23 protein-coding genes are annotated in these 25,970 nt (G+C 52.0%); 15 read left to right on the top strand and 8 right to left on the bottom strand.

Features of this window, described 5'->3' with window-relative positions:
* Positions 1 to 2 precede the first annotated feature (2 nt).
* The 3 genes from cydC to infA all read left to right on the top strand — a co-directional run bounded on the left by cydC (position 3) and on the right by infA (position 2,835).
* Positions 3 to 1,769, top strand: a complete 1,767-nt coding sequence (gene cydC, locus GN208_RS04785; RefSeq protein ID WP_243828303.1) for a cysteine/glutathione ABC transporter ATP-binding protein/permease CydC — start codon at positions 3 to 5, stop codon at positions 1,767 to 1,769.
* Positions 1,747 to 2,466 carry a leucyl/phenylalanyl-tRNA--protein transferase gene (gene aat / locus GN208_RS04780; RefSeq protein ID WP_004235802.1) on the top strand — a complete coding sequence of 240 codons (720 nt, stop codon included), beginning with the start codon at positions 1,747 to 1,749 and terminating at the stop codon, positions 2,464 to 2,466. The genes cydC and aat overlap by 23 nt, the downstream gene beginning before the upstream one ends.
* Before the next feature lie 150 nt (positions 2,467 to 2,616).
* Positions 2,617 to 2,835: a translation initiation factor IF-1 gene (infA, locus tag GN208_RS04775; RefSeq protein ID WP_002211347.1), complete on the top strand. Its 219-nt coding sequence runs from the start codon at positions 2,617 to 2,619 to the stop codon at positions 2,833 to 2,835.
* Between the two features lie 76 nt (positions 2,836 to 2,911).
* On the opposite strand, the gene clpA is transcribed toward infA, so the two are convergent.
* Complete coding sequence (gene clpA, locus GN208_RS04770; protein WP_004235801.1) at positions 2,912 to 5,197, bottom strand: ATP-dependent Clp protease ATP-binding subunit ClpA; 2,286 nt, start codon at positions 5,195 to 5,197, stop codon at positions 2,912 to 2,914.
* A 33-nt stretch (positions 5,198 to 5,230) separates the two neighbouring features.
* Positions 5,231 to 5,551, bottom strand: a complete 321-nt coding sequence (gene clpS, locus GN208_RS04765; protein WP_015422570.1) for an ATP-dependent Clp protease adapter ClpS — start codon at positions 5,549 to 5,551, stop codon at positions 5,231 to 5,233.
* Between the two features lie 258 nt (positions 5,552 to 5,809).
* Between clpS and cspD the strand changes: the two genes are divergently transcribed.
* Positions 5,810 to 6,040: a cold shock domain-containing protein CspD gene (cspD, locus tag GN208_RS04760; RefSeq protein WP_004235798.1), complete on the top strand. Its 231-nt coding sequence runs from the start codon at positions 5,810 to 5,812 to the stop codon at positions 6,038 to 6,040.
* Between the two features lie 86 nt (positions 6,041 to 6,126).
* Here the strand turns inward: cspD and macB are convergent, their stop codons facing one another.
* The 3 genes from macB to GN208_RS04745 are packed head-to-tail and all read right to left on the bottom strand — an operon-like array spanning position 6,127 to position 10,883.
* Positions 6,127 to 8,073, bottom strand: a complete 1,947-nt coding sequence (macB, locus tag GN208_RS04755) for a macrolide ABC transporter ATP-binding protein/permease MacB (RefSeq protein WP_004235797.1) — start codon at positions 8,071 to 8,073, stop codon at positions 6,127 to 6,129.
* A gap of 3 nt (positions 8,074 to 8,076) precedes the next feature.
* On the bottom strand, positions 8,077 to 9,186 hold the full coding sequence (gene macA / locus GN208_RS04750) for a macrolide transporter subunit MacA (protein WP_004235796.1): 1,110 nt from the start codon (positions 9,184 to 9,186) through the stop codon (positions 8,077 to 8,079).
* 14 nt (positions 9,187 to 9,200) lie between these two features.
* The gene (locus GN208_RS04745) at positions 9,201 to 10,883 is read right to left on the bottom strand and encodes an ATP-dependent endonuclease (RefSeq protein WP_004235795.1); all 1,683 of its coding nucleotides are present in this window, start codon (positions 10,881 to 10,883) and stop codon (positions 9,201 to 9,203) included.
* A 236-nt stretch (positions 10,884 to 11,119) separates the two neighbouring features.
* Between GN208_RS04745 and GN208_RS04740 the strand changes: the two genes are divergently transcribed.
* The 6 genes from GN208_RS04740 to artM all read left to right on the top strand — a co-directional run bounded on the left by GN208_RS04740 (position 11,120) and on the right by artM (position 16,493).
* The gene (locus GN208_RS04740; protein WP_004235793.1) at positions 11,120 to 12,019 is read left to right on the top strand and encodes a lysine exporter LysO family protein; all 900 of its coding nucleotides are present in this window, start codon (positions 11,120 to 11,122) and stop codon (positions 12,017 to 12,019) included.
* 13 nt (positions 12,020 to 12,032) lie between these two features.
* Positions 12,033 to 13,481: a DUF2867 domain-containing protein gene (locus tag GN208_RS04735; protein WP_004235792.1), complete on the top strand. Its 1,449-nt coding sequence runs from the start codon at positions 12,033 to 12,035 to the stop codon at positions 13,479 to 13,481.
* A gap of 118 nt (positions 13,482 to 13,599) precedes the next feature.
* The gene (gene artP / locus GN208_RS04730) at positions 13,600 to 14,328 is read left to right on the top strand and encodes an arginine ABC transporter ATP-binding protein ArtP (protein ID WP_024474069.1); all 729 of its coding nucleotides are present in this window, start codon (positions 13,600 to 13,602) and stop codon (positions 14,326 to 14,328) included.
* A 39-nt stretch (positions 14,329 to 14,367) separates the two neighbouring features.
* A complete protein-coding gene (gene artJ / locus GN208_RS04725) occupies positions 14,368 to 15,102 on the top strand; it encodes an arginine ABC transporter substrate-binding protein (protein WP_004235790.1) in 735 nt (244 codons plus the stop codon).
* 15 nt (positions 15,103 to 15,117) lie between these two features.
* Entirely contained in the window at positions 15,118 to 15,822 is a 705-nt protein-coding gene (gene artQ / locus GN208_RS04720) for an arginine ABC transporter permease ArtQ (RefSeq protein ID WP_004235789.1), read from the top strand.
* Positions 15,823 to 15,824: 2 nt separating this feature from the next.
* The gene (gene artM, locus GN208_RS04715) at positions 15,825 to 16,493 is read left to right on the top strand and encodes an arginine ABC transporter permease ArtM (protein ID WP_032098908.1); all 669 of its coding nucleotides are present in this window, start codon (positions 15,825 to 15,827) and stop codon (positions 16,491 to 16,493) included.
* A gap of 63 nt (positions 16,494 to 16,556) precedes the next feature.
* On the opposite strand, the gene rlmC is transcribed toward artM, so the two are convergent.
* The 3 genes from rlmC to GN208_RS04700 form a co-directional block, all read right to left on the bottom strand.
* A complete protein-coding gene (gene rlmC / locus GN208_RS04710; RefSeq protein ID WP_004235787.1) occupies positions 16,557 to 17,681 on the bottom strand; it encodes a 23S rRNA (uracil(747)-C(5))-methyltransferase RlmC in 1,125 nt (374 codons plus the stop codon).
* 35 nt (positions 17,682 to 17,716) lie between these two features.
* Positions 17,717 to 18,205, bottom strand: coding sequence for a YbjN domain-containing protein (locus tag GN208_RS04705; protein ID WP_004235786.1), 489 nt, complete (start codon positions 18,203 to 18,205; stop codon positions 17,717 to 17,719).
* Positions 18,206 to 18,310: 105 nt separating this feature from the next.
* Positions 18,311 to 18,622, bottom strand: coding sequence for a YbjC family protein (locus GN208_RS04700; protein WP_004235785.1), 312 nt, complete (start codon positions 18,620 to 18,622; stop codon positions 18,311 to 18,313).
* Positions 18,623 to 18,795: 173 nt separating this feature from the next.
* On the opposite strand from GN208_RS04700, the gene GN208_RS04695 reads away from it, so the two are divergent.
* The 5 genes from GN208_RS04695 to GN208_RS04675 all read left to right on the top strand — a co-directional run bounded on the left by GN208_RS04695 (position 18,796) and on the right by GN208_RS04675 (position 25,948).
* The gene (locus GN208_RS04695; protein WP_004235784.1) at positions 18,796 to 19,059 is read left to right on the top strand and encodes a GrxA family glutaredoxin; all 264 of its coding nucleotides are present in this window, start codon (positions 18,796 to 18,798) and stop codon (positions 19,057 to 19,059) included.
* 391 nt (positions 19,060 to 19,450) lie between these two features.
* Positions 19,451 to 20,059 (top strand): undecaprenyl-diphosphate phosphatase, encoded by a 609-nt coding sequence (gene ybjG, locus GN208_RS04690; protein WP_004241735.1) that lies wholly within the window; start codon positions 19,451 to 19,453, stop codon positions 20,057 to 20,059.
* Between the two features lie 802 nt (positions 20,060 to 20,861).
* Entirely contained in the window at positions 20,862 to 22,181 is a 1,320-nt protein-coding gene (locus GN208_RS04685) for an HAAAP family serine/threonine permease (RefSeq protein WP_004235781.1), read from the top strand.
* A 950-nt stretch (positions 22,182 to 23,131) separates the two neighbouring features.
* Positions 23,132 to 24,451 (top strand): HAAAP family serine/threonine permease, encoded by a 1,320-nt coding sequence (locus GN208_RS04680; protein WP_243828302.1) that lies wholly within the window; start codon positions 23,132 to 23,134, stop codon positions 24,449 to 24,451.
* A 129-nt stretch (positions 24,452 to 24,580) separates the two neighbouring features.
* Positions 24,581 to 25,948, top strand: a complete 1,368-nt coding sequence (locus GN208_RS04675; protein ID WP_243828301.1) for an L-serine ammonia-lyase — start codon at positions 24,581 to 24,583, stop codon at positions 25,946 to 25,948.
* Positions 25,949 to 25,970 lie beyond the last annotated feature (22 nt).

Below are 25,970 nucleotides of genomic sequence, written 5' to 3'. Positions count from 1 at the left end.
TCATGCGTGTTTTACTGCCGTTTTTAGCCCTCTACCGCCGCCACTGGTTTTTACTGACACTCGGGATCCTGCTGGCGATTGCCACGCTGCTCGCCAGTATCGGGCTGCTGACGCTGTCCGGCTGGTTCCTGGCCGGAACGGCGATTGCCGGTGTGCCGGGAATTGCCTTTTTTAACTATATGCTGCCTGCCGCCGGGGTGCGCGGTGCCGCTATCTCCCGCACCGCCGGACGCTATGCGGAACGGCTGGTCAGCCACAGCGCGACCTTCCGTGTGCTGAAGCATCTGCGGGTATTTGCCTTTGAGAAAATCCTGCCGCTGACACCGGGCGGTATTGCCCGCTTCCGTCAGGGAGAACTGCTCAACCGGCTGGTCGGGGATGTGGAAACGCTGGATCACCTCTATCTGCGGGTGATTTCGCCGATTGTTGCCGCGCTGGTGGTGATTGCAGTGCTGACATTCGGGCTGGGTTTTCTCGATCTGACTATCGCTTATGCACTGGGCGGGTTTATGACCTTCCTGCTGTTTGCCCTGCCGGTGGTGTTCTATTACGCCGGTAAGCCAATCGGCGTGCAGCTGACCACACTCCGTGCACAGTACCGCACCCTGCTGACCAGCGCATTACAGGGACAGGCAGAACTGACTATTTTCGGTGCGCAGTCCCGCTTCCGCGAGCAACTGGCGGAGACTGAACAACGCTGGCTGGTACAGCAGCAGCACCAGGCCGGGCTGACCGGGCTTTCCCAGGCGATTATCATTCTGGCGACCGGGTTTGCTGTTGCGCTGATGCTGTGGATGGCATCCGGAGTCAGTTGGCCGTACCGCGAAAGCGGCGCCATTATCGCTCTGTTTGTGTTCTGTGCCCTGGCAGCATTTGAGGCATTAGGCCCGGTGGCAGTGGCTTTCCAGCATCTCGGCCAGGTGATGACCTCCGCAGAGCGTGTATCGCAGATAGTCGACACCAAACCGGAAGTGACTTTCCCGGCCAGTGGTCCTGCAGCCTCCGCACAGGTCAGCGTCAGCCTCAGTGGTGTCGGGTTTACCTATCCGCGACAGCCGCTGCCGGTGCTGAAAGATATCTCCCTGACACTGCGTGCCGGTGAACACCTTGCCCTGCTGGGGAAAACCGGCTGCGGGAAATCCACCTTACTGCAGCTGCTGACCCGTGCATGGGATGTCAGTGAAGGTGAAATCCGCCTGAATGACCAGCCGATTGCCGCTTATGATGAAAATACCCTCCGGTCACTGATGGCAGTGGTTCCGCAACGTATTCATGTGTTCAATAACACACTGCGCGGTAATCTGCGGATCGGAAATAACGAAGCAACCGATGCACAGCTGAATGCGGTGCTGGCACAGGTCGGGCTGGAAAATCTGCTGGATAACGACCAGGGCCTGAATGCCTGGATCGGCGAAGGCGGCCGTCTGCTTTCCGGCGGCGAACAGCGCCGTCTCGGTATCGCCCGCGCCCTGCTGCATAATGCGCCGTTCCTGCTGCTCGATGAGCCGACAGAAGGCCTGGATGCAGATACTGAGCAGCATATTCTCGCCCTGCTGCGGGATATCGGCCGTGACCGGACCATGCTTATCATCACCCACCGTTTACAGGGCCTGGAACACATGGACACGCTGTGCGTGATGGACGGCGGGCAGATAGCCGAACAAGGCTCTCACGACGCGCTGCTGGCGCGCAGAGGCCGTTATTATCAGTTTGTGAACCGTATTCCGGTAATGACCGGGGGATCAGATGCCGTTTTATCAGCTGGATGAGGAACTTCTCTTTCCGCCTGTTGAACACGCGCTGACCGACCCGGACGGGCTGCTGGCCACCGGCGGGGATCTCTCTCCTTCCCGGTTGCTGCTCGCCTACCGGGAAGGGATTTTCCCGTGGTATTCCCCCGGTGAACCCATTCTGTGGTGGTCGCCGGATCCGCGTGCGGTATTGTATCCGGCGGAGCTGCATGTCAGCCGTTCGCTGCACAAGATTCTGAAAAAACACCCGTACAGGGTGACACTGAATCATGCCTTTGAGCAGGTCATCCGGGCCTGTACAGAGCGGGACGAGGGTACCTGGATAGGAGAGGATATTGTGGCCGCCTATATCCGGCTGCATCAGGCAGGACGTGCTCATTCGGTCGAAGTGTGGGATGATGACGCGCTGGTCGGCGGGCTGTATGGCCTGAATACCGGGTTACTGTTCTGCGGGGAGTCAATGTTCAACCGTGTCAGTAACGGGTCAAAAATCGCTTTTATGACCTTTTTTGCCCATTTTACCGGCCACGGCGGCAGGATGTTTGATTGTCAGATACTGAATCATTACACCGAATCATTCGGTGCGCGGGAGATCCCGCGACAGGCGTTTATCCGTCAGCTTTATCAGCTGCGTGATAATCATTTACCGCAGTCATGCTGGCAGCCGCAGACATTAGCACGTCCGGTGCCGTCACAACTACCGCCTTTTTTATAAAATCGCTGTAAACCAACAGGAAATGGTATGTTTCAGCCCGTTTTATGTTTCAGACGCGGTGCTTAAAAAATATCATTCCTTTACATAATCCCGGTTTTTCGGCATTATCTTGCGGTTTGAAAATACTGGTTATTAACATTAGAGGATTAGATGGCCAAAGAAGACAATATTGAAATGCAAGGCACTGTGTTAGATACACTGCCGAACACGATGTTCCGTGTGGAACTGGAAAACGGACACGTTGTGACTGCACATATCTCCGGTAAAATGCGTAAAAACTATATCCGCATCCTGACAGGCGACAAGGTTACAGTAGAACTGACCCCATATGACCTGAGCAAAGGCCGTATCGTCTTCCGTAGCCGCTGATCCCTGCAGGCCACGCCTCATAAAAAGACACCACAGGCAACGCACCGGAGTGCGTGTCCTGTGGTGATCGTTTCTGTCAGGCTACCGGGTCGCCGGATTTCTCTTTCAGGGCACTGAAGCGGTAAGTCAGTTCATCTTTCTTCTTATCAAGATCGATAATCACCGAACCGCCGTTCACCAGCTCACCGAACAGTAATTCGTTCGCCAGCGGTTTTTTCAGTTTATCCTGAATCACACGGGCCATCGGACGTGCGCCCATCGCCGGGTCATACCCTTTTTCTGCCAGCCATGTACGGGCACGGGCAGACACTTCAATGGAAACACCTTTCGCATCCAGCTGCGCCTGGAGTTCAACAATGAACTTGTCGACCACCTGAGCGATAATCGGCTGCGACAGCGCATTAAACCAGACAATGCCGTCCAGACGGTTACGGAACTCCGGTGTGAACACCCGTTTGATTTCCGCCATCGCGTCAGTGCTGTTGTCCTGCTCGGTAAACCCGATGGATTTACGCTGGGTTTCACGCACACCGGCGTTGGTGGTCATCACCAGGATCACGTTACGGAAATCCGCTTTGCGCCCGTTGTTATCGGTCAGTGTCCCGTTATCCATCACCTGTAATAACAGGTTAAAGACATCCGGGTGCGCTTTTTCGATCTCATCAAGCAGCACCACCGCATGCGGGTGTTTGATAACCGCATCCGTCAGCAATCCGCCCTGATCAAACCCGACATAGCCCGGAGGTGCACCAATCAGACGACTGACGGTGTGACGCTCCATGTACTCGGACATATCAAAGCGCAGCAGCTTGATACCCATTGCTTTGGATAACTGCACAGTGACTTCGGTTTTCCCGACCCCGGTCGGCCCTGCCAGCAGGAAGGCACCAATCGGTTTCTGCTCGTTCCCCAGACCCGCACGGCTCATTTTGATGGATTCCGTCAGAGCATCAATCGCCGGATCCTGGCCGAAGACCAGCATTTTCAGGCGGCTGTCGAGGTTACGCAGCAGATCTTTGTCACTGCTGGAAACGGTTTTTTCCGGGATACGCGCGATCCGTGCCACAATTGCCTCAATTTCACCGACGCCAATGGTTTTCTTACGGCGGCTCAGCGGCATCAGACGGGTTCTTGCCCCGGCTTCATCAATGACATCAATCGCTTTATCCGGCAGATGGCGGTCAGTGATGTATTTCACCGACAGATCCACAGCCGCCTGAATAGCTTTCGCGGTGTAACGCACATCGTGGTGTGCCTCATATCGGGCTTTCAGGCCGTTAATGATACGCACGGTTTCATCGGCAGTCGGTTCATTGATATCAATTTTCTGGAAACGGCGGGTCAGCGCTTTATCTTTGTCAAAGATATTGCTGAATTCCTGATAGGTTGTGGAACCAATCACCCGGATCTTCCCGTTGGATAATAACGGTTTAATCAGGTTTGCCGCATCCACCTGACCACCGGATGCCGCACCGGCACCAATGATGGTGTGGATCTCATCAATAAACAGAATGCTTTTTTCGTTTTTCTCCAGCACTTTCAGCAGTGCCTTAAAGCGCTTCTCGAAATCACCGCGGTACTTGGTACCGGCCAGGAGTGAGCCGATATCCAGAGAAAAAATGGTATAGCCTTTGATCACTTCCGGTACATCATCCTGCTCGATACGCCAGGCGAGCCCTTCCGCAATCGCGGTTTTACCGACCCCGGATTCCCCGACAAACAGCGGGTTATTTTTACGGCGGCGGCACAGCACCTGAATGGTGCGCTCCAGCTCCGCCTGACGGCCGATCAGCGGGTCAATCTGGCCTTTACGGGCCAGGTCATTAAGATTGGTGGTGAAATTATCCAGACTGTCCTCACCGCCGGTACTCTCTTCGGCAGCAGACTGTGACGGCTCATCAAAGGACGGGCCGCTCTCATTTTCATCCTCACCTTTGGTGGTGCCGTGAGAGATGAAATTCACAATATCCAGACGGCTGACATCATGCTTGCGCAGCAGATAAGCCCCCTGGGACTCCTGCTCACTGAAAATGGCCACCAGCACATTCGCGCCGTTGACTTCATTACGGCCCGATGACTGAACATGGAAAACGGCGCGCTGCAACACGCGCTGGAAACTGAGTGTCGGCTGGGTTTCACGATCATCCCCTTCCGGCAGCAGCGGTGTGGTCTGTTCAATAAAATGCTCAAGTTCCTGGCGCAGGATGGCCAGGTTAACGCGGCAGGCTTCAAGCGCCTCACGGGCTGATTTGTTACCTAATAACGCCAGCAGCAGGTGCTCTACGGTCATAAATTCATGCCGGTTGTCCCTTGCTTTGGCAAAGGCGATATTCAGACTGAGCTCTAATTCTTGATTGAGCATAGGCACCTCCATTCAGAGAAACAAAGTGTATTCTTATACCTTCTCGAGTGTACACAGCAACGGATGATCGTTGTCTTTCGCGTACGTATTGACCAGTGTTGTTTTCATTTCAGCGATTTCAGCGGTAAATACCCCGCAGATCCCTTTTCCCTGATAATGGATGTCGAGCATAATCTGCGTCGCACGATCAACATTATAAGAAAAGAACTTTTGTAAAACTTCAACCACAAAGTCCATAGGGGTATAGTCGTCGTTGTTTAAAACCACCTTGTACATTGACGGTGGCTGTATCTTCTGCAGCGCTTTTTCCCTGAGCGTGACATCCGTTTGTGATTCAGATTGATAGTGACTCATTGCTATTCCGGTTATAGAAAACGTACGCCACATCAGGCGTATCAATACTTAGCGTTATCTGTATCAAACTTTACAGGCCAATACAGTGTTGCTGTAAACAAAGGCTTGACGTTACCCTCTAATTCAATAGAGTATAAATAATGTACAACGTAACCAGTATATCCGCGTACAGCTGATACTTCATTACTGAGTATTATGGATCATATGGTGCATTGTGCAGCATTTTTCAATCGTTTGACAGATGAGGGTTGTAACAGTATGGAAACAGGTACTGTTAAGTGGTTCAACAACGCCAAGGGTTTCGGGTTTATCTGCCCGTCGGATGGTGGTGACGATATTTTTGTACACTATTCGACGATTCAGATGGACGGCTACCGCACGCTGAAGGCGGGTCAGAAAGTGAATTATGACACCATTCAGGGACCAAAAGGGCATCACGTCAGTGTGATTATTCCGGTTACTGAAGATGACGACACCACAGCGCCGTAACACGGTATTTAACAAAATTATGCGGATCGTCGCGGCAATGTCAATCGTCATTCCGCGACGTATTCGTATTTTCAGACTGTGCGCGGTTACTCCCGCGCCAGTGCATCAATAGGATCAAGTTTAGCTGCATTTCTGGCCGGCAGAAAGCCGAAGATGATCCCGATAGCGGTCGAACAGATCACCGCGCTGACAATCGCCGCAGGGCGGAAGACAAATTCCCAGTCCGGCAGTGCCATTTTGGCGGCAAAGGCAATAGAGTATGAGAGCCCGAGGCCGATAGCCCCGCCCATCAGACACACCAGCACCGCCTCAATCAGGAACTGCTGCATCACATCCCCTGCCCGCGCACCAACCGCCATACGGATGCCGATTTCGCGGGTGCGCTCTGTCACACTGACCAGCATGATGTTCATCACACCAATTCCCCCCACCACCAGCGAAATTACCGCCACCAGCGTCAGGAAGAGCTGCATGGTGGTCGTGGTTTTATCCACGGTTTTCACAATGCTGTCGAGGTTGTAGGTGAAGGTATCTTTTTTGCCGTGGCGCAGCGTCATCAGCCGTACCAGCTGCTCTTCCGCATTTTTGGTGTTGTAACCGTCGCGGATGCGCACAGAGATCATATCCAGATAGTTGCGCTGCATCAGCCGCCCAGTCAGGGTGGTGTACGGCATCCAGACCTGTAAGGTTTTTGAGTTACCGAACATGGATTTGCGATCCGCAATCACACCGACCACCGTTGCAGGCATGTTGCCCACCAGCAGCATTTCCCCGATCACATTATTCTGATGCGGAAAGAGTTTGCGTTTGGTATTCATATCGATGATGACAACCTGGGAGCGGCGCTCGTACATCTCCGGAGAGAACGCCCGCCCTTCGCCGAAACGCATGTCATACACAGTGAAAAAGTCCGGCCCGATGCCGGTGATACGGGCTGCAGAATCAAGATTGCCCCGGCGCAGACGCGCACTGTTCTCTATTTCCGCTGACGCCGCATAAACATACGGCTGCTGGCGGATCACATCCACATCGCCGGGCTTCAGAGATTGCTGATCCTGCCCCGGGTCACTGCCGAAATCTTTGCCGGGATAGACAAAAATGGTGTTGGTACCGATGGATTTGATATCCGACAACACCAGTGCTTTGGCAGCATCCCCGATCACCAGAATGGTCACCACGGAGGCAATCCCGATAATAATGCCCAGCATGGTGAGCAGAGTCCGCATCTTGTTGACCACCATGGCGCGCCACGCCATCAGCAGCGCTTCATTAAAGCGGCCGAGGAAACGGCTGAACGCGCTGCTTTTCAGCGCTGGTTTCGCAGCCAGCGCTTTCGCCTGCGGGTTAATGACTGATCCGCTGTCGCTGAGGATATGTCCGTCTTTGATTTCAATGATCCGCGCCGCCTGTGCGGCAATGGACGGATCATGGGTGACGATAATCACCGTATGTCCGGCGTCACAGAGCTGGCGCAGAATAGCCATCACCTCTTTGCCCGACTGACTGTCGAGTGCGCCGGTCGGTTCATCCGCGAGGATCACTTCCCCGCCGTTCATCAGGGCACGGGCGATACTGACACGCTGCTGCTGTCCGCCGGAGAGCTGTCCCGGCCGGTAAATCAGCCGCTCACACAGCCCCAGGCGCTGCAACAGCGCTGCGGCCCGTTCACGGCGCTCACGGGCGCTCAGTCCGGCATAGATAGCCGGCATTTCCACATTTTGCTCAGCACTGAGGTGGGATAACAGATGGTAACGCTGAAAAATAAAGCCGAAATGTTCACGGCGCAGCGCCGCCAGTTCATCACCGCTCAGCTCTGCCGTGTTTTTTCCGGCAACAAAATAGTGCCCGTCACTCGGCGTGTCCAGGCAGCCGAGGATATTCATCAGCGTGGATTTACCGGAGCCGGACTGGCCGATAATCGCCACCATTTCACCGGCACTGATAGTCAGTGAGACATCATCCAGCACCGTGACACTGCTGTCTCCGGAAGGATAACGGCGGTAAATATTCCGCAGTTCTAATAATGCGCTCATGAATTATCCTGCTGTGCCGTCATCAATACCGGTCACCACTTTCTCATGCTCCGCCAGGCCTTTAACCACCTCGGCTTCCACATCATTACGGGTACCGAGTGTCACCTGACGGGTTTCCGGCTGACCATTCACCAGCACCTGCACTTCGTATTCAGTCGGGGAGATCTCTTTACCCAGTGCCGCCAGCGGAATTTTCAGCACGTTTTCGCGGTTTTCCAGCGCGATAGTGACCTGGGCAGTCATGTCCAGTTTCAGCACATGCTGCGGGTTCGGCACTTCAAAACGGGCATAATAGAAAATGGCGTCATTGATTTTCTGCGGTTTCGGCAGGATATCGGTGATCACGCCGCTGAAGGTTTTGTCCGGCGCGCCCAGCACGCTGAACGTGGCTTTCTGGCCGGGTTTCAGATACACCACATCCGCCTCGGAGACTTCCGCATTCACCAGCATGGTATCGAGATCCGCCAGGGAGAGGATGGTCGGCGCCTGCTGCATGGCAATCACCGTCTGGCCCTGTAATGTTTTCAGCTCCGTCACCACGCCGTCCATCGGCGCACGGATATTGGTGTACTGCAAATCATTGCGGGCGGTATCGAGTGTGGCCTGATTGCGTGCCACCTGCGCTTTATAGGTATCAATCGCCGCACGCTGCACATCCATATTGCGCCGCGCCTCGTCCACATCCTGCTTTGAGATAACCTGAGTTTTTGCCAGTGCCAGCCGCCGCTGATAGGTTGCCTGTGCAAAGGCATACTCCGCCTCTGCCTGCTTCAGCCGCGCTTTGATTTCACTGACCGTCTGCTCGGCCTCAATCACCACGTTCTGTGCTTTGACCGGGTCGATGACCGCCAGCAGATCGCCTTTCTTAACAAAATCACCCTCTTTGACGTTCAGGGTCTGCAGCTGCCCGTTGACCTGGGCACCGACATCCACTTTCTGCAGTGCATCCAGCTTGCCGGTGGCCATCACTTTCTTTTCGAGTGTGCCGCGCTGCACATCCGCTGTCATATAGCTGACCGGCGCATCTTCGCGGTTAAAGAACCAAAAACCGCCGGCGATCAGAATAATCAGAATGCCGGCGGTCACTATTTTTTTCTTTGAAACTGCTTTCATTAACACCTTTTTCCTCAGTTAGCGCGCCCTCTGGCGAGCCATGCCACGCGGGAGAACATCCGGCGCAGCAACAACGGGATAGAATCCACACCCCGGCTGGCCGCATTGTTGGCAATCGCGATCGCCAGATCCGGTTTTGAGGTGCGGTGAATCGCTTTGGTTATGACCCGGCGGGCCGGCATTTTTATATTTTCCGGAATATCCGCGACCTGGTGATACAGGCGGCTGAACCCCTCGCGATATAAGAAATGCTCCATATCCGGCGCGGGAAGACGGGTCAGTCTGTCCTGCTCGACATCATTGAGCCCCGATGAAAAATGTGCGGCGGTGGCCGCGTATTTCTTACCGGCTTCGTCGCCGTCAACCAGAGTATGCCATTCTATACCCATTTTGTTGGCAAACTTTAACAAAGGTTTAAGACCGCACTGGGCAAACTCAATCACCTTGATCCCTTCGGTCTCAAAGTAATAGTTACACTGTTTTGCCAGGTCGTTCATCAGCCAGATTTCCGTTTCACCCTCCACCAGCAGCCAGCAGCGGGCAAACAGTGCCGACGGGCGGTTAAAGCGGATATGGAATGAGATACGCCGCAGCTCTTCCGGTGACAGATGGTTTTCCCCCAGCCGGTAGGCGGCAACACGGGTGGATTCCCGCACCAGGCGGCAGATATCATGAATCGGTACCAGTGAGAGCAGTTCACCGGAGTTGGTGGTGGTAATGCGCTGTAAGGAAAACAGATTGAGCAGCCCCCACGCCACCGACAACATGATCGGATGCAGGCGGGTTTCCGGGTCTTCAACGATAATGATCGGACGGGCATAGGGGTCGAGTTTCAGACCGCTGTTGGACTGGAGCAGCGCGGCAAACATACCGAGGATAATCAGCCGCACATTACGCTGATTGGGGCCTGCCACCACGCGGTTGATCCCTTCCAGCGCCTGCCACGCCCGCTGGCGCGGTTCGATATTCAGCCGTTTGGCTTTACGGCGATCGAGCAGGTATTCCCCCTGCTCGGCAAAGTAGTGGCTGAGCAGCTGTTTCATAGCCTCAAGGCCGTCCTGCAAATCATCATTGGAGAGTGTCTGCGGGTTGCTCACCAGAGCGCGGGTCAGATCCGCCATCCGGTTATTGAACGTCTCGGTCTGTGTACGGAGATCGTATTCCTCATCCTCACAATCAGGCTCATTTTTTCTCAGGCCGCGCATAAAACGGGCATCGCGCAGACGCAGCACCGGATAGAGGCGGATAATCTCGCTGATAAACTTATCGGTTTCCGCCGGCAGCAGCGGCTCGCCCGCCTCATCCAGAAAAGTGCGCTGACTGGTAATGGTGTTATCATCCGCCAGATCCGCGCTGACACGGTAGTTGATCCGCAGATATTCATCCCCGTTAGTGCGCCACAGCGGTGCCAGCTCACGGAAACGGCGGGAGCGGGAACGTCCGGGCCGGGTTTCACGGAATGTCAGGACGATCTGTAAGTGACGGACAGGCCCGGCTTCACTGTCAGCAGCGTGATAAAAATCACTCAGAACAAATTTCGCATTCAGTGCCTGCGGTGACAGTGTCAGCGTCAGGGCATCCAGCAGGCTGGATTTCCCCCAGGCGTTCTCACCGATCAGTACCGTATTGCCGGTCAGTGGTAATGACAGGCGGTTAATACCGCGAAAACCCAGAATTTCCACTCTTTCCAGAATCATAGTTCCCTCACTGTTTGCCGGATACCGCCTGTTTTATGACAATACTGTCACAATAATGATCACAATAAAGTATTATCACAATGTAATAAATAAAAACGGTTTTGACTTATACTAAACACGAAAACAGAGGGATACGTAGCAATTATGGTGAGGATGCCGCTATAATCGCCTGCTTTTTAATCAGATACTGACACGAACATAAGTAAAGACGGCATTATTTTACGGAAACGACACACATGTATTCAGGGTTATTAATTATTCTCGCCCCGCTCATTGCGGGTTATCTCATCCCGGTCAGCAGCACGGCACTGAAAAAAATCATCGGCCGTGGTCTGAGCGCGATGGTGTATGTGATCCTATTTCTGATGGGGATAAGCCTGGCGCTGGTGGAAAACCTCGGGGCAAATCTGCTGGTGATTGTGCAGTACACCCTGACCTTTTCTGTGGTGGTGCTGGGCTGTAACCTCGCCGGACTGTTTTTATACGGCAAAAAATACCCGTGGCAGGTTCCGGCTCACAAACAGCAAAAACCGCCTTCCCGCCTGCATATGGTGCTGGAATCCCTGCAACTGTGTGGTGTGCTGCTGGTTGGCTTTACCACCGGGTTATTCGGCTGGTCGTTTCTCGCCTTTGCCGGTGCCGCCAGTGAATACGCACTGATTTTCCTGCTGTTTCTCGTCGGGATCCAGCTGCGCAACAGCGGCATGACGCTGCGCCAGATCCTGATCAACCGCCGCGGTATGCTGGTCTCGCTGATTGTAGTGGTCACCTCGCTGCTCGGCGGCGCACTCGCGGCACTGATAGCCGGGCTGCCGGTCAAAACCGGGATGGCGCTCTCCTCCGGCTTCGGCTGGTATTCGCTGTCCGGTATTCTGCTGACCGACGCTTTCGGCCCGGTGCTCGGCAGTGTCGGCTTCTTTAACGACCTGGCGCGGGAGATTGCCGCGATTATGCTGATCCCGCTGCTGATCAACCGCCACCGCGCCGCAGCACTCGGCCTCGGCGGTGCCACCACGATGGACTTTACCCTGCCGGTATTGCAGCGCAGCGGCGGTGTGTCGATTGTCCCGGCCGCGATTGTGCACGGCTTTGTCCTCAGTCTGTTTGCCCCGGTGCTGATAGCCCTGTTTACCTGAAGAGTGAAAACGTATGCCACAACAACGGATTTTAGTGCTGGGTGCCAGCGGTTATGTCGGACAAAATCTTATCCCGCAGCTGATTGCCGCCGGTCATCAGGTCACTGCCGCCGCCCGCCGGGTGGAGTGGATGCAGGCGCAGGGCTGGGAAAACACCCGCTGCTGCTATGCGGATCTGTATGATAAATCCACCCTGGAAACGCTGTTTCAGGACATTGATGTGGTGTATTACCTCGTCCACAGTATGACGGATGAGGATGATTTATTGGCACGGGAGCGCCTGGCGGCGGAAAACGTGCAGGAGATGCTGAATAAATCTGCGGTGCGGGAAGTCATTTACCTGAGCGCCATGCAGCACAAAGACAGCGATTCCCCGCACCTCGCCGCCCGCAGGCTGACCGGTGAAATTCTCGCGGACAGCCGCGTGCCGGTCACCGAGATCCGCGCTGCCATTATTGTCGGTCCCGGCTCAGCGGCATTCGAAATCATGCGCGACATGGTGTACAACCTGCCGATCCTGACCCCGCCGCGCTGGGCCCGTTCAAAATCCTCGCCGGTGGCACTGGAAAACCTGCTGAATTACCTGACCGGCCTGCTCTCTCACCCTGCAACCGAAAACCGCCGTTTTGATGCCACGGGGCCGGATTACCTCAGCTATCTGGAGATGTTCCGCCACTTTATTACCATCAGCGGTAAAAAGCGGCTGATGATCCCGCTGCCGATCCCGCTGCGGCTGATTTCAGTTCACTTTCTGCGGCTTATCACCACGGTGCCGGAAGGTATCGCCAAAGAGCTGATTATGGGGCTGAAATATGATCTGCCCGGCGACGGAAAACCGCTTCAGGCGCTGATCCCGCAGACGCTGCTCAGTTTTGATAATGCCGTACGCAAAACCCTTAAAGATGAAACGGATGCCGTGGATAATGAAGACTGGGGTTATGACCCGGAAGTCCGCGCCCGCTGGCGGCCGGGTTTCGGTTTCTATCCCAAACAGGCCGGTTTTACCCTGAATACCTCTGCCTCCGCCGATGCCCTGTGGCATGTTGTGCAGCAGATTGGCGGCAAAGACGGCTATTTTTACGCCAATATTCTGTGGTCAGTCCGCGCCCGGCTGGATGACCTGTGCGGTAATAAAATCACTTACGGCCGCCCGGATCGCGATACCCTCGAACCCGGGGATAAAATCGACGGCTGGAAAGTGATCACCGTGAAACCCCGGCAGCAGCTCTCCCTGCTGTTCGGCATGAAAGCCCCCGGGCTGGGACGGCTGACCTTTACCATCCGCGACCACGGCCACCAGCGGACGCTGGATGTCCGTGCCTGGTGGCATCCCGCCGGATTCAGCGGGCTGCTCTACTGGTTCGCCATGATGCCTGCTCATTTATTCATCTTTAAAGGAATGGCGAAAACCATCGTCAAACGGGCGGCAGCATACGTCATCCCGGCATCTGATAAGACATAATCACTCAGTAAAAGTCATTAGTTTGCTTTTTTAGTAGTTTTTTATGCAGAAATAATTGCATATTTATTCTTACGGCGTTAATATTCACTCAACGTCACTGAGTATGCAGAATTACAGCATGAGTATTCAATTAAAAAACATCAATTGCTTTTACGGACAGCATCAGGCGCTGTTTGATATCAACCTGGAATGTGGTGCAGGCGAAACCATGGTACTGCTCGGGCCGAGCGGCGCCGGTAAGAGTTCGCTGCTGCGGGCACTGAACCTGCTTGAAATGCCGCGTTCCGGTGAACTGACCATTGCGGATCACCATTTTGATTTTACCACCACGCCATCTGCCAAAGAGATCCGTTCCCTGCGTCAGAACGTCGGTATGGTGTTCCAGCAATATAACCTGTGGCCGCATCTGACTGTCATGGATAACCTGACAGAAGCACCGATCCGGGTGCTGGGTCTGACCAGAGAAGCGGCTCAGGCAAAAGCGGAAAAGCTGCTGACACGTCTGCGTCTGACCGATTTTGCAAACCGTTTCCCGCTGCATTTATCCGGCGGCCAGCAGCAGCGTGTGGCAATTGCCCGTGCCCTGATGATGGAGCCGCAGGTACTGTTATTCGATGAGCCGACAGCGGCACTGGACCCGGAGATTACCTCTCAGGTCGTCGATATTATTAAAGAGCTGTCACAGACCGGGATTACCCAGGTGATTGTGACTCACGAAGTGGATATCGCCCGTAAAACCGCCAGCAAGGTGGTGTATATGGAAAACGGCCGCATCGTGGAACAGGGCGGCGCCCAATGCTTTATCACGCCGCAGACAGAGGCATTTGCCGGTTATCTGTCACACTGATTATTTTCTGCCACTGAACATTAAAAATAGGATGTTGCTATGAAAAAACTGGTTATTGCCGCATTAATCGGCGCGTTTGCTTTCTCCGCAGCGGCGGCAGAAAAAGAAAAAATCCGTTTCGCGACAGAAGCGAGTTATGCCCCGTTTGAAACCGTGAATGAGAAAAACGAAATCGTCGGTTTTGATGTGGATCTGGCTCAGGCGATGTGTGCCAAAATCAATGCGGAATGCACCTTTACCAACCAGGCGTTTGACAGCCTGATCCCGAGCCTGAAATACAAGCGTTTTGACGCGCTGATGGCCGGAATTGACGTCACACCTGAGCGTCAGAAGCAGGTTGATTTCACCAATACCTATTATGATAACTCTGCTGTTTTCGTTGCAGTTGCGGGCAAATTTGATAGCATTGACAGCCTCAAAGGGAAACAGATTGGTATCCAGAACGGCACCACGCATCAGAAATACCTGATGGAGCAGTTTAAGGACATGAAAATTGTGCCTTATGAAAGCTACCAGAACGCGGTACTGGATCTGAAAGGCGGACGTATTGACGCCGTATTCGGTGACACAGCTGTTATCAATGAATGGCTGAAGAGCAACGACAATCTGAAAACCGTGGGTGAGCGCGTCACCGATCCGGAATATTTCGGCACCGGCCTGGCTATTGCGGTCCGCAAGGGCAACAGCGAGCTGAAAGACAAACTCAACAAGGCGCTTGGTGAGGTCAAAGCGGACGGTACTTACGATACCCTCTATAAGAAATGGTTTGAGTAATAACATAAAAAATTAATGAACGATTTTCTCTCTTTAGCAAGCGCCGCCGGGGTAACCGTCGGCCTTGCTGTTTCTGCACTTCTGATCGGTCTGGTGCTCGCGATGCTGTTTACCCTCTGGGAAACCGTGCGCTGGAAACCTGTCGCCTTTGCCGGAACCTGTCTTGTTACGCTTATCCGTGGTTTACCTGAGCTGCTGGTGGTCCTGTTTGTCTATTACGGCACACAGGAAGTGATTATTCAGCTGAGCGACGGTATCAATCTGGGCTTCTTCACCCTGACGCTTGAGATCGACAACGGTCCCTATGTGCCGATCTTCAGCGGTATCACCGCCCTGTCTCTGCTCTATGCGGCCTATGCGTCACAAACCCTGCGCGGCGCCCTGAAAGCGGTGCCGGACGGACAGCGGGAAGCAGGCCAGGCGCTTGGTCTGAGCCGCGCCACCATTTTCCTCCGCTTTGTTATGCCGCAGATGTGGCGGCATGCCCTGCCGGGGCTGGGTAACCAGTGGCTGGTTCTGCTGAAAGATACCGCGCTGGTCTATCTGATTGGTATTAACGAACTGATGCTGCAGACACAAAGCATTGCCCGCCGTACTGAAGAACCTTTCACCTGGTACAGCATCGTGGCGCTTATCTACCTCGCCATCACGCTGGTCAGTCAGTACATCCTCAAACGAATCGAACTGCGTACCACACGTTTTGAACGGAGCGGCCAATGAGCATATTTGATTATATTCTTGCCGTCTTACCGGGCCTGCCGGTCAGTCTGTCACTGACCTTTACCGCACTGATCACGGCGTTTCTGCTGTCAGTGCTGTTTACACTGGTACTCTCTCTCAAACCCCGGGTTCTGACGCCGCTGGTCAAAGGGTATATCACCCTGTTTACCGGGACGCCGCTGCTGGTCCAGTTTTTCCTGATTTATTTCGGGCCCGCGCAGTTTGAAGGGCTGAAAAACTATCCGCTGCTGTGGGAACTGATGTCCTCCCCGTGGCTCTGTGCCATGGTGACACTGGCGCTCAACAGTGCGGCCTATTCGACACTGCTGTTCTACGGTGCAGTGAAAGCAATTCCGAAAGGTCAGTGGCAGTCCTGCCAGGCGCTGGGAATGTCGCAGAAGCAGACCATGCGGATTATCCTGCCCTATGCCTTTAAACGTGCATTGTCGTCCTATTCCAACGAAGTGGTGCTGATTTTCAAAAGTACCTCACTGGCCACGACAATTTCACTGCTTGAAGTGATGGGTTACAGCCGCCGCCTGTTTGGTCAGGATTACGATCTGAACGTCTTTATTGCTGCGGGGATTATTTATCTGGCCGTCAACAGCCTGCTGACGCTGGCGATGCGTCTGATTGAACGCCGCGCACTGGCATTCGAACACCGTAACTGATCCGCTCATACAGAAACGGGGCTGACGTATACACGCAGCCCCGTTTTTTTTATTCTCTGATGATTATTTCCGGGTCAGCAGCACCAGCACTTCATAATGTGCGGTATGCGGGAACATATCAAACAGCTGCACGCGCTGCGGCTGATACTGTGTGAGATGCGCCAGGTCCTGTGCCAGGCTCTGTGCATTGCAACTGGAATAGATAATCGTCTCCGGTGCCATGGTATTAAGATAATCACACAGCGCTTTACCGATCCCCCGGCGCGGCGGGTTCACCAGCACCAGTTCCGGTACGGCGGATTTGCCGAGAGCAAACTGCGCGGAATCCAGCGCCTGAAAGGTGACATTCTCCAGCCCCATTTTTTCCGCTGAGCGGGTGGCGCAGGCTATCGCTTCCGGGCTGATTTCAATCCCGGTCAGCTGTGTGGATTTATCCGCACAGTGCAGGCCGAATCCGCCCGCACCGCAAAACAGATCCCATAAACGGGTGATCCCCAGCTCACGCACCCACTGTCCGGCGGTATGATACAACTGCGCGGCAACAGCCGGATTGGTCTGGAAAAAGCTGTGCGGACGGATATAGAGCGGAATGCCGTTGAAGGTCTCTTCCAGTACCTCATCCGGGGTAAAGATAATTTCCTGCTCACCTTCCAGAATCGCCATCGCGACCGGCTGGATATTAGCGGAAATCACCGATAACTGCGGCAGTTTCGCCTGCAAAAACGGCAGTGCCGCCTGTAATTGCGCCACTTTTTTCTCTGAGCGCAGCACAAAGCGCAGCATCATTTTACCGCTGGCGCGGCTTTCGGTCAGAAGCAGGAATTTCAGCTCACCACGGCGGCGTTCCACATTGTACGGCGTGAGTCCGGCACGGGCGATAAAGGGCTTCAGTACGGCAAACACCTCGGCAAAATGCGGCGGATAGAGCGGGCAGTCCGATAAATCCACCGGTTCGTTATCCGTCACGATCCCGAACACCGGGCGCTCCACGCTGCCGCTGACCACCATCTTGGCTTTATTTCTGAACGCGGTTTCCGCGCTGCGGACCGGCGGCAGCCAGTTGTTAACGGCAAACGGCGAGAGCAGCGTGCGGAGATCCTGCTCTTTATCATCAATCTGCTGAATATAGGGTTTTTCAAGCCACTGACAGGAACGGCAGCGGCCGGCGGAATACTGAGGGCAATGCATGATGGTGTCCCGGATATCGAAAGTGGTACGGATAATCAGTGGATCACCGGAGAAGGAACGGAATCAGCGCGGAAGCTTTCTTCATCTTCCGGTTCCGCATCATTCGGATCAAACAGCATATTGTTACTGAACAGCTCAAAAATCACTGCACCGACCTGCTCTTCCATCAGTTGCAGGGAGAGAGAGAACTGCTCAAATGTCAGCCCGGCACTGAGCGGCAGCGAGTAACAGACCACCAGCTTCGGCATGGCGGAATCCTGAATATCCATAAAGGTTTTGACCAGCAGCGAGCTGGCGTTGATCTGGCTCAGGTTGGCAATCAGCGGGACAATCGCGGTCGGGCGGACTTCCGCCAGCGCCGAGAACACCAGCATATCGTCAAGGATATCAATTTTGGCATCAAATACACCGTCCACATTTTGCATATGCGGCAGATGCAGTGCCTGACAGGAATCACACTCAAAACAGGAGAGTTTCATCTGATCCAGCCATGTGCGTAATATCGTGAGATCGGGAATGATCATGAACCTGAAACCTTTTAACCGGAAAAACAAAAGTACAGCGGGGAAAACCGTCACCCGCAGACCAATGACGGATCTTAGCTGAAAAACGTGAAGGGGAATAACGTTTTATTGCTTTTTTTCATTTTTCTTCTGCCGGGTCTTTTTGTCTGGCCCGCTTTTGCTGTCAATACCCACGGACGGCATGGCGCTGATGGCCCGCCAGACAATATTGATTGCCGCCGGTACCAGACATCCCAGGCCGGCAAACGCCATCACCATCAGGGCATTTTTGCTGCTCATAAATCCGGGCAGCGAAATAAAATCATTCACCGCCAGATAGACCAGCACCAGTAATATCACACCGATGACCTCACAGATAATTACCGGGCGCGGCATATCCCCTAATGAACGCATTTGTCGCGGCTGTTTTCTGGTCATTTTATCCTCTGTGATTCTGCCTTTTATGTCCGCACTGCGGATAGTCACTGAACCATTGGTGCGGACTACCGCACAAATCGTCACAACATTCTTTTCTATCCGTTATGATACAGGCATAATTTATCCCATTAAAGCACCACTTCCGGTGTTACTGATGAATGAAGGAGCTTTTCATGTATACCGTTATTTTTGGCCGTCCGGGTTGTCCTTATTGTGTTCGTGCGAAAGAACTCGCAGAAAAACTGAAAAATGAGCGTGATGACTTCGATTATCGCTATATTGATATTCACGCTGAAGGCATCAGCAAAGAAGATTTATCTGTCACTGTCGGCAAACCGGTTGAAACGGTTCCTCAGATTTTTATCGATGAAAAGCACATCGGCGGCTGCACTGATTTCGAAGCTTACGCGAAAGCCAATCTTGGTCTGTTCAGCTAAGCTATCCGGCCGTTTCCCGCCCGGGAAGCGGCTTATTTATTCCTCCCTATCCCGCTGATTTTCAACACCAAAAAATTATTTTCATTTTTTTGAATCTTTTTTCGAACTTTCTTACCGGGGCGCAGTCTGAATAAGTGCCACTGCTTTTCTTTGAATATCCCCAAGATTGAGGAAGCCCGATAGTCACCAATTTGGTTTTAACTATCGGGTTTTTTATTGCCTGCTGTTTATCCCGCCTGTTGTTATTTCAGATTTTGTCAGTTTTCTGCAATGTTACGTAATAGCACGATTAACCAAGACATTTTTACTTTACCTTGATGCACAAGACGGCTACCCTGACCCGTCATTTTATTACCGGGTATATACAGGTGTGTTTTTTAAGGAGTCTGCTGTGCTGGAAAATCTGAATCATTCGCTTTTTCTCCTGATTAATGCCACGCCGGAAACGTCTCATGCCATGATTATTGCCGCCACTTTCGCGGCTAAATATCTGGTTCTGCTGTTTCCGGTTGTCGCCGCAGGGTTCTGGCTGCGGGGAACACCGGAGAATATGGTCCGCCAGCGCCGCGCTGTCTGCAAAAGTGCCATTGCTCTGCTGATTGGTTTCGCGGCCTCCTGGATTATCGGCACACTCTGGCCGCATGCCCGTCCGTTTGCCGAACCGTTCGGCCACAGTTTCCTTGATCACGCACCGACGGCCTCATTCCCGAGCAACCACGGCATTATCGTGTTTACCTTTGCACTGGGCTGCCTGTTCTGGTGCAATGTCCGTGCAGGATTGCTGCTGATGATCCCGGCACTGATTGTTGTTTGGTCGCGGGTTTTCCTCGGCGTTCACTGGCCGGTGGATATGCTGGGTGCCTTTATCACTGTGCTGATTGCCTGTGCGCTGACAGAGCTGCTCTGGAGCCTGTTCGGCCCGGCACTGCAAAACCGGCTGCAGGTGCTCTACCGGCACTGTTTTGCCATGCCTATCCGTAAAGGCTGGGTGCAGGGATAACAATACAAAGGTAAATCAAACAATACCGGCCGTGTGCCGGTATTTATTTAACATTTCTGTTTTATTCTTCATCAATATCACTCAGGCTACTTAATTCGCGATTAAAAAAAATTATTTTAATCATCAGGGATATACAATGGGCTCATTATATAATCCCTGTTTTATACTATCGGATTCCCCGCATTCTCTCTTAATCACCACAAACTCAAAAGCACAGTAATTTATCGTTAAAAAACAATGAATAACATAATTATTCATATTCCTGAAATGATTTTCACCCAGTGATAAACGTTTTTATCTCTGTTCTGCAATAATGCGATATTGTGCAGCACATATACTAATTCACATCTGAATAAATAAATTTGTTTAAATAAAAAACAGGCGAAAACGATATTATTGCAGAATATCTGCTCTCCTATGCCGTTTCGGCATACATCATTCCTCAAAAACCGATTAACATCATTATTAAATGTTGCAACATAACCACTTTTAATGATATTTATAGCAATTGAGATACAGATCACAGCGTTTTTCACTATAAAACGGTACATTTTCACTACAAAAAGATAGTTATCAATCTCAGATTCTTTTGAATATGAATTAATGCAGAGACCTTATTTGCCCGGTGCAGATATCAGGTCGCTGCTGTTTATTATTTTTACCGGTAAGCAATTACAGGTAATTTTCCCGTTTTACTTATTTTTATCCGGTTGCGTACATAGACCCTGCTTCAGAGACACATTTTGTGCACAGCTCACCGTGCAATTTTTCGTTGTTATTTGTTGCAAATTTGGAGACATCTATGGAAACAACACATCCGCAGGCTGTGGTCAGCAAGACTGACACCGGCAATGATTACCGCAAATGGCGTAAATCCGATACCGTCTGGATGCTCGGACTGTACGGCACAGCCATCGGGGCCGGTATCCTGTTTCTGCCGATTAACGCCGGTATCGGCGGGCTGCTTCCGCTTATCATCATGGCGGTACTGGCCTTCCCGATGACCTTTTTCGCGCACCGTGGTATGTGCCGCTTTATATTGTCCGGTAAAAATCCGGGTGAAGATATTACTGAAGTGGTGGAAGAGCATTTCGGCGCCAAAGCGGGAAACCTTATCACCCTGCTCTATTTCTTTGCTATTTATCCGATCCTGCTGGTCTACAGTGTGGCTATCACCAACACCGTGGAAAGTTTTATCGTTAACCAGATGCATATGACGGCGCCGCCGCGCATTATTCTGTCCCTGGTACTGATTGTCGGGATTATGTGTATTATCCGCTTCGGTGAAGCCGCGATTGTCAAAGCGATGAGTGTGCTGGTGTTCCCGTTTGTGGCCGTTCTGATGGTGCTGGCGCTGTATCTGATCCCGCACTGGAATACCGCGATATTTGATACGCTATCTTTCAGCAGTCACTCTGCCGGTGATACCGGACGCGGTCTGATGGTCACGCTGTGGCTGGCGATTCCGGTGATGGTATTTTCGTTCAACCATTCTCCGATTATTTCAGCATTCAGTGTCGCAAAACGTCAGGAATATGGTGATAACGCAGAGAAAAAATGCTCCCGCATTCTGGCATGCGCCCACATTATGATGGTACTGACAGTGATGTTCTTTGTGTTCAGTTGTGTACTGAGCCTCTCCCCGCAAAATCTGCAGGAAGCAAAAGATCAGAACATCTCCATTCTGTCTTACCTGGCAAACTTCTTCCATAATCCGATGATTGCCTATATCGCACCGTTAGTCGCCTTTATTGCGATCACCAACGCGTTCCTGGGTCACTATATGGGTGCCCGTGAAGGCTTTAATGGTCTGGTTAACAAAGCACTGCGCGCCAAAGGTAAAAGCATTGCACCGTCTAAGCTGAATAAACTGACTGCACTGTTTATGCTGGTGACCTCCTGGATTGTTGCCACACTGGACCCGAGCATCCTGGGCATGATTGAAACCCTGGGCGGCCCGATCATCGCCATGCTGCTGTTTATCATGCCGATGTACGCTATCCGCAAAGTCCCTGCGATGCGTAAATATGCCGGTCACCTGAGCAACCTGTTTGTGGTTGTGATCGGTCTCATTGCCATTTCAGCAGTGTTTTACAATCTGTATCAGCTGTTTTTTGGCTGATAAATACATGACTGTTGCCCTCTCCGGCGGGCAACCTGCCGGGTTCTGTTGGTACCGGCGCGATACCGGCCTGCACGCCGGTATTTTTTTATCGCTGTTTTATTTCTGCCGCCGGCGATTTTTTTAACCGCATTTTTCACTGCCGGCAGTATTATTTTTGTTCACAGAATATTATTCTGGTATTTATTTAACATTTCTGTTTTATATGACACCAGTATCACGCAAGTGACTTAATTCGTGATTAAAATAATTATTTTAATCATCTGAGACAGACAATGTGATCATTATATAAAGCCATATTTTATACTGCCTGCCTTTCAACATACTTCCGGTACAGTCACATACTTAATCAGAAAATATTTTTTACATTAAAAACAACAGATAACACAAATAAACCATACTTTAAACAGGGTCTTTAATCCTGTAAAAATCAGGCTTGCCACTATTTTTAAATAATGCGGTTTGTGCGGGTGATATATTTATTAATATATGAATAAATTAATTTAATTAAATAAAATACAGACAAAAACCGCATTATTACAGAGCACACAATCCCTCTATGCCGTTTCGGCATACTCCATTCCGTAAACCCGGATTAACAATTTTATCAAATCTTGCAACAGAGCCTGTTTTACTGTGATTTATAGCATTTGAGACTGTGATCACGGTGTTTTCCACTGAAAAACAGTATATTTTCACCATCAGAAAGAGAGTTATCAATTTCGGGTACTTTTGAATATGAATTAATGCAGAGACCTTTATTTATCCATTACAGATATCAGGTCGCTGCTGTTTATTATTTTTACCGGTAAGCAATTGCCGGTGACTTTTTAGCTTTACTTATTTTTTATCTGGTTACGTACATAGACCCTATTTCAGAGACGAATAAATGCACAGATCAGCGTGCAAAATTTTAATTGTTGTTATTGTTGTACATTTTGGAGACTTCTATGGATACAACACAACCGCAGGTTGTGGTCAGCAAGACTGACACCAGCAATGATTATCGCAAATGGCGTAAGTCCGATACCGTCTGGATGCTCGGACTGTACGGTACCGCTATCGGTGCAGGCGTACTGTTTCTGCCGATTAACGCCGGTATCGGCGGGCTGATCCCGCTTATCATCATGGCCGTGCTGGCCTTCCCGATGACCTTTTTCGCACACCGCGGTATGTGCCGCTTCGTGCTGTCCGGTAAAAATCCGGGCGAAGATATTACTGAAGTGGTGGAAGAGCATTTCGGCGCCAAAGCCGGCGGCCTTATCACCCTGCTCTATTTCTTTGCTATCTATCCGATCCTGCTGGTCTACAGTGTGGCAATCACCAACACCGTGGAAAGCTTTATCGTTAACCAGATGCATATGACGGCGCCGCCGCGCATTATTCTGTCACTGGTACTGATTATCGGAATTATGTGTATTATCCGCTTCGGTGAAGCCGCGATTGTCAAAGCCATGAGCGTGCTGGTATTCCCGTTTGTGGCGGTTCTGATGGTGCTGGCGCTGTATCTGATCCCGCACTGGAGCACTGATGTATTCAAAACCCTCACTTTCGACAGCAATACGGCCAGTGTCACCGGTCATGGTCTGCTGATAACGCTGTGGCTGGCGATTCCGGTAATGGTGTTCTCCTTTAACCATTCCCCGATTATCTCTGCCTTTGCTGTCGCCAAGCGTGAAGAGTACGGCGAAAATGCGGAGAAAAAATGCTCCCGCATTCTGGCGTACGCTCACATTATGATGGTACTGACTGTGATGTTCTTTGTGTTCAGCTGCGTGCTGAGCCTCTCCCCGCAGAACCTGCAGGAAGCAAAAGATCAGAACATCTCTATTCTGTCTTACCTGGCAAACCACTTCCAGAACCCGATGATTGCCTATATCGCACCATTCATCGCGTTTATTGCTATCACCAAATCATTCCTGGGTCACTACCTGGGTGCCCGTGAAGGCTTTAACGGTCTGGTTAACAAAGCATTACGCGTCAAGGGCAAAAGCATTGCACCGTCTAAACTGAATAAACTGACTGCACTGTTTATGCTGGTAACCACCTGGATTGTTGCCACATTAGACCCGAGCATTCTGGGTATGATTGAAACCCTGGGCGGCCCGATCATCGCTATGCTGCTGTTTATCATGCCGATGTATGCCATCCGCAAAGTACCTGCGATGCGCAAATATGCCGGTCACCTGAGTAATCTGTTTGTGGTTGTGATGGGTCTCATTGCAATTTCAGCGGTGTTCTACAATCTGTATCAGCTGTTTTTTGGTTAATAAATAAATGACTGTTGCCCTCTCCGGCGGGCAACAGCAACAACAATAATCAGCCGGAACTGAAAAGTAACGGCTTCGTGAATCTTCACGACACTATTAATCCACGCCTTAACATAGGGGGCGAGCAATATGGTCAGTGTATTTGACATCTTCAAAATTGGTATTGGTCCGTCGAGTTCTCACACGGTCGGTCCGATGAAAGCAGGTAAACAGTTCGCTGATGATCTTATCGCGGCCGGACTGCTGGAAAAAACCACCCGCATTCAGGTTGATGTGTACGGCTCTCTGTCTCTGACAGGGAAAGGTCACGCAACAGATATCGCTATCATTATGGGTCTTGCGGGTAACCTGCCGGATTCTGTTGATATTGACGCGATACCGGGCTTTATCAGGGATGTTGAAGAACGTGAACGCCTTTTGCTGGCAAACCAACGCCATGAAGTGGATTTCCCGCGCGATAACGGGATGAACTTCCATAAAGAAAACCTGCCGCTGCATGAAAACGGCATGTCCATCAGCGCATTCGCCGGTGATGAATTACTGTACAAGAAAACCTATTACTCCGTCGGCGGTGGTTTTATCGTCGATGAAGAGCATTTTGGCCAGGCTGCGGACAGCGAAACCAAAGTGCCTTATCCGTACCAGTATGCAGCTGATCTGCAGAAACACTGCAATGAAACCGGGCTGTCTCTGTCAGCACTGGTTATGCAGAATGAACTGGCGCTGCACAGCAAGGAAGAGCTTTCTGCTCACCTGGCGGCAGTCTGGGACGTGATGAAAGCCGGTATCGAGCGTGGTGTGAACACCGAAGGTCTGCTGCCGGGGCCGCTGCGTGTACCACGCCGTGCCGCTGCACTGCGCCGTCAGCTGGTTACCAGTGATAACACCTCCACTGACCCGATGCAGGTTGTTGACTGGATCAACATGTTTGCCCTCGCCGTTAACGAAGAAAACGCCGCCGGCGGCCGTGTTGTTACCGCACCAACCAACGGTGCCTGCGGGATCATCCCGGCAGTACTGTCGTATTACGATAAATTCATCCGTCCGGTGAATGAAAACGCCTATACCCGCTATTTCCTGGTATCCAGCGTGATCGGTTCACTGTACAAAATGAACGCCTCTATTTCCGGTGCGGAAGTGGGTTGTCAGGGTGAAGTCGGTGTTGCCTGCTCCATGGCGGCAGCCGGCCTGGCCGAACTGCTGGGCGGCAGCCCGATGCAGGTCTTTATCGCGGCGGAAATCGCGATGGAACACAACCTCGGTCTGACCTGTGACCCGGTCGCCGGGCAGGTACAGGTACCGTGCATCGAGCGTAACGCCATTGCCGCTGTTCAGTCTGTCAACGCCGCCCGTATGGCGCTGCGCCGTGTCAGCGAACCGCGCGTTTGTCTCGATAAAGTTATCGAAACCATGTATGAAACCGGTAAAGATATGAACGCCAAATACCGCGAAACCTCACAGGGCGGCCTGGCAATCAAAGTGATCCCGTGTGACTGATTAACCCCGGTCTCCGGAAAGT

This window comes from Morganella sp. HSTU-ASny43 (assembly GCF_022819185.1).
Lineage (GTDB): Bacteria > Pseudomonadota > Gammaproteobacteria > Enterobacterales > Enterobacteriaceae > Morganella > Morganella morganii.
The sequence above is the reverse complement of the archived record's forward strand: the minus strand, read 5'-3'. Positions and strand labels throughout refer to the sequence as shown.

Bases quoted from the DNA above. Each gene is read 5' to 3' on its own strand.
- macB (WP_004235797.1), bottom strand. From the start codon at position 8,073: ATGAGCGCATTATTAGAACTGCGGAATATTTACCGCCGTTATCCTTCC.
- aat (WP_004235802.1), top strand. From the start codon at position 1,747: ATGCCGTTTTATCAGCTGGATGAGGAACTTCTCTTTCCGCCTGTTGAA.
- GN208_RS04745 (WP_004235795.1), bottom strand. From the start codon at position 10,883: ATGATTCTGGAAAGAGTGGAAATTCTGGGTTTTCGCGGTATTAACCGC.
- artJ (WP_004235790.1), top strand. From the start codon at position 14,368: ATGAAAAAACTGGTTATTGCCGCATTAATCGGCGCGTTTGCTTTCTCC.
- GN208_RS04735 (WP_004235792.1), top strand. From the start codon at position 12,033: ATGCCACAACAACGGATTTTAGTGCTGGGTGCCAGCGGTTATGTCGGA.
- GN208_RS04695 (WP_004235784.1), top strand. From the start codon at position 18,796: ATGTATACCGTTATTTTTGGCCGTCCGGGTTGTCCTTATTGTGTTCGT.
- cspD (WP_004235798.1), top strand. From the start codon at position 5,810: ATGGAAACAGGTACTGTTAAGTGGTTCAACAACGCCAAGGGTTTCGGG.
- GN208_RS04705 (WP_004235786.1), bottom strand. From the start codon at position 18,205: ATGATCATTCCCGATCTCACGATATTACGCACATGGCTGGATCAGATG.
- GN208_RS04685 (WP_004235781.1), top strand. From the start codon at position 20,862: ATGGAAACAACACATCCGCAGGCTGTGGTCAGCAAGACTGACACCGGC.
- macA (WP_004235796.1), bottom strand. From the start codon at position 9,186: ATGAAAGCAGTTTCAAAGAAAAAAATAGTGACCGCCGGCATTCTGATT.
- clpS (WP_015422570.1), bottom strand. From the start codon at position 5,551: ATGAGTCACTATCAATCTGAATCACAAACGGATGTCACGCTCAGGGAA.
- GN208_RS04680 (WP_243828302.1), top strand. From the start codon at position 23,132: ATGGATACAACACAACCGCAGGTTGTGGTCAGCAAGACTGACACCAGC.
- rlmC (WP_004235787.1), bottom strand. From the start codon at position 17,681: ATGCATTGCCCTCAGTATTCCGCCGGCCGCTGCCGTTCCTGTCAGTGG.
- GN208_RS04700 (WP_004235785.1), bottom strand. From the start codon at position 18,622: ATGACCAGAAAACAGCCGCGACAAATGCGTTCATTAGGGGATATGCCG.
- artQ (WP_004235789.1), top strand. From the start codon at position 15,118: ATGAACGATTTTCTCTCTTTAGCAAGCGCCGCCGGGGTAACCGTCGGC.
- infA (WP_002211347.1), top strand. From the start codon at position 2,617: ATGGCCAAAGAAGACAATATTGAAATGCAAGGCACTGTGTTAGATACA.
- artP (WP_024474069.1), top strand. From the start codon at position 13,600: ATGAGTATTCAATTAAAAAACATCAATTGCTTTTACGGACAGCATCAG.
- cydC (WP_243828303.1), top strand. From the start codon at position 3: ATGCGTGTTTTACTGCCGTTTTTAGCCCTCTACCGCCGCCACTGGTTT.
- GN208_RS04740 (WP_004235793.1), top strand. From the start codon at position 11,120: ATGTATTCAGGGTTATTAATTATTCTCGCCCCGCTCATTGCGGGTTAT.
- clpA (WP_004235801.1), bottom strand. From the start codon at position 5,197: ATGCTCAATCAAGAATTAGAGCTCAGTCTGAATATCGCCTTTGCCAAA.
- GN208_RS04675 (WP_243828301.1), top strand. From the start codon at position 24,581: ATGGTCAGTGTATTTGACATCTTCAAAATTGGTATTGGTCCGTCGAGT.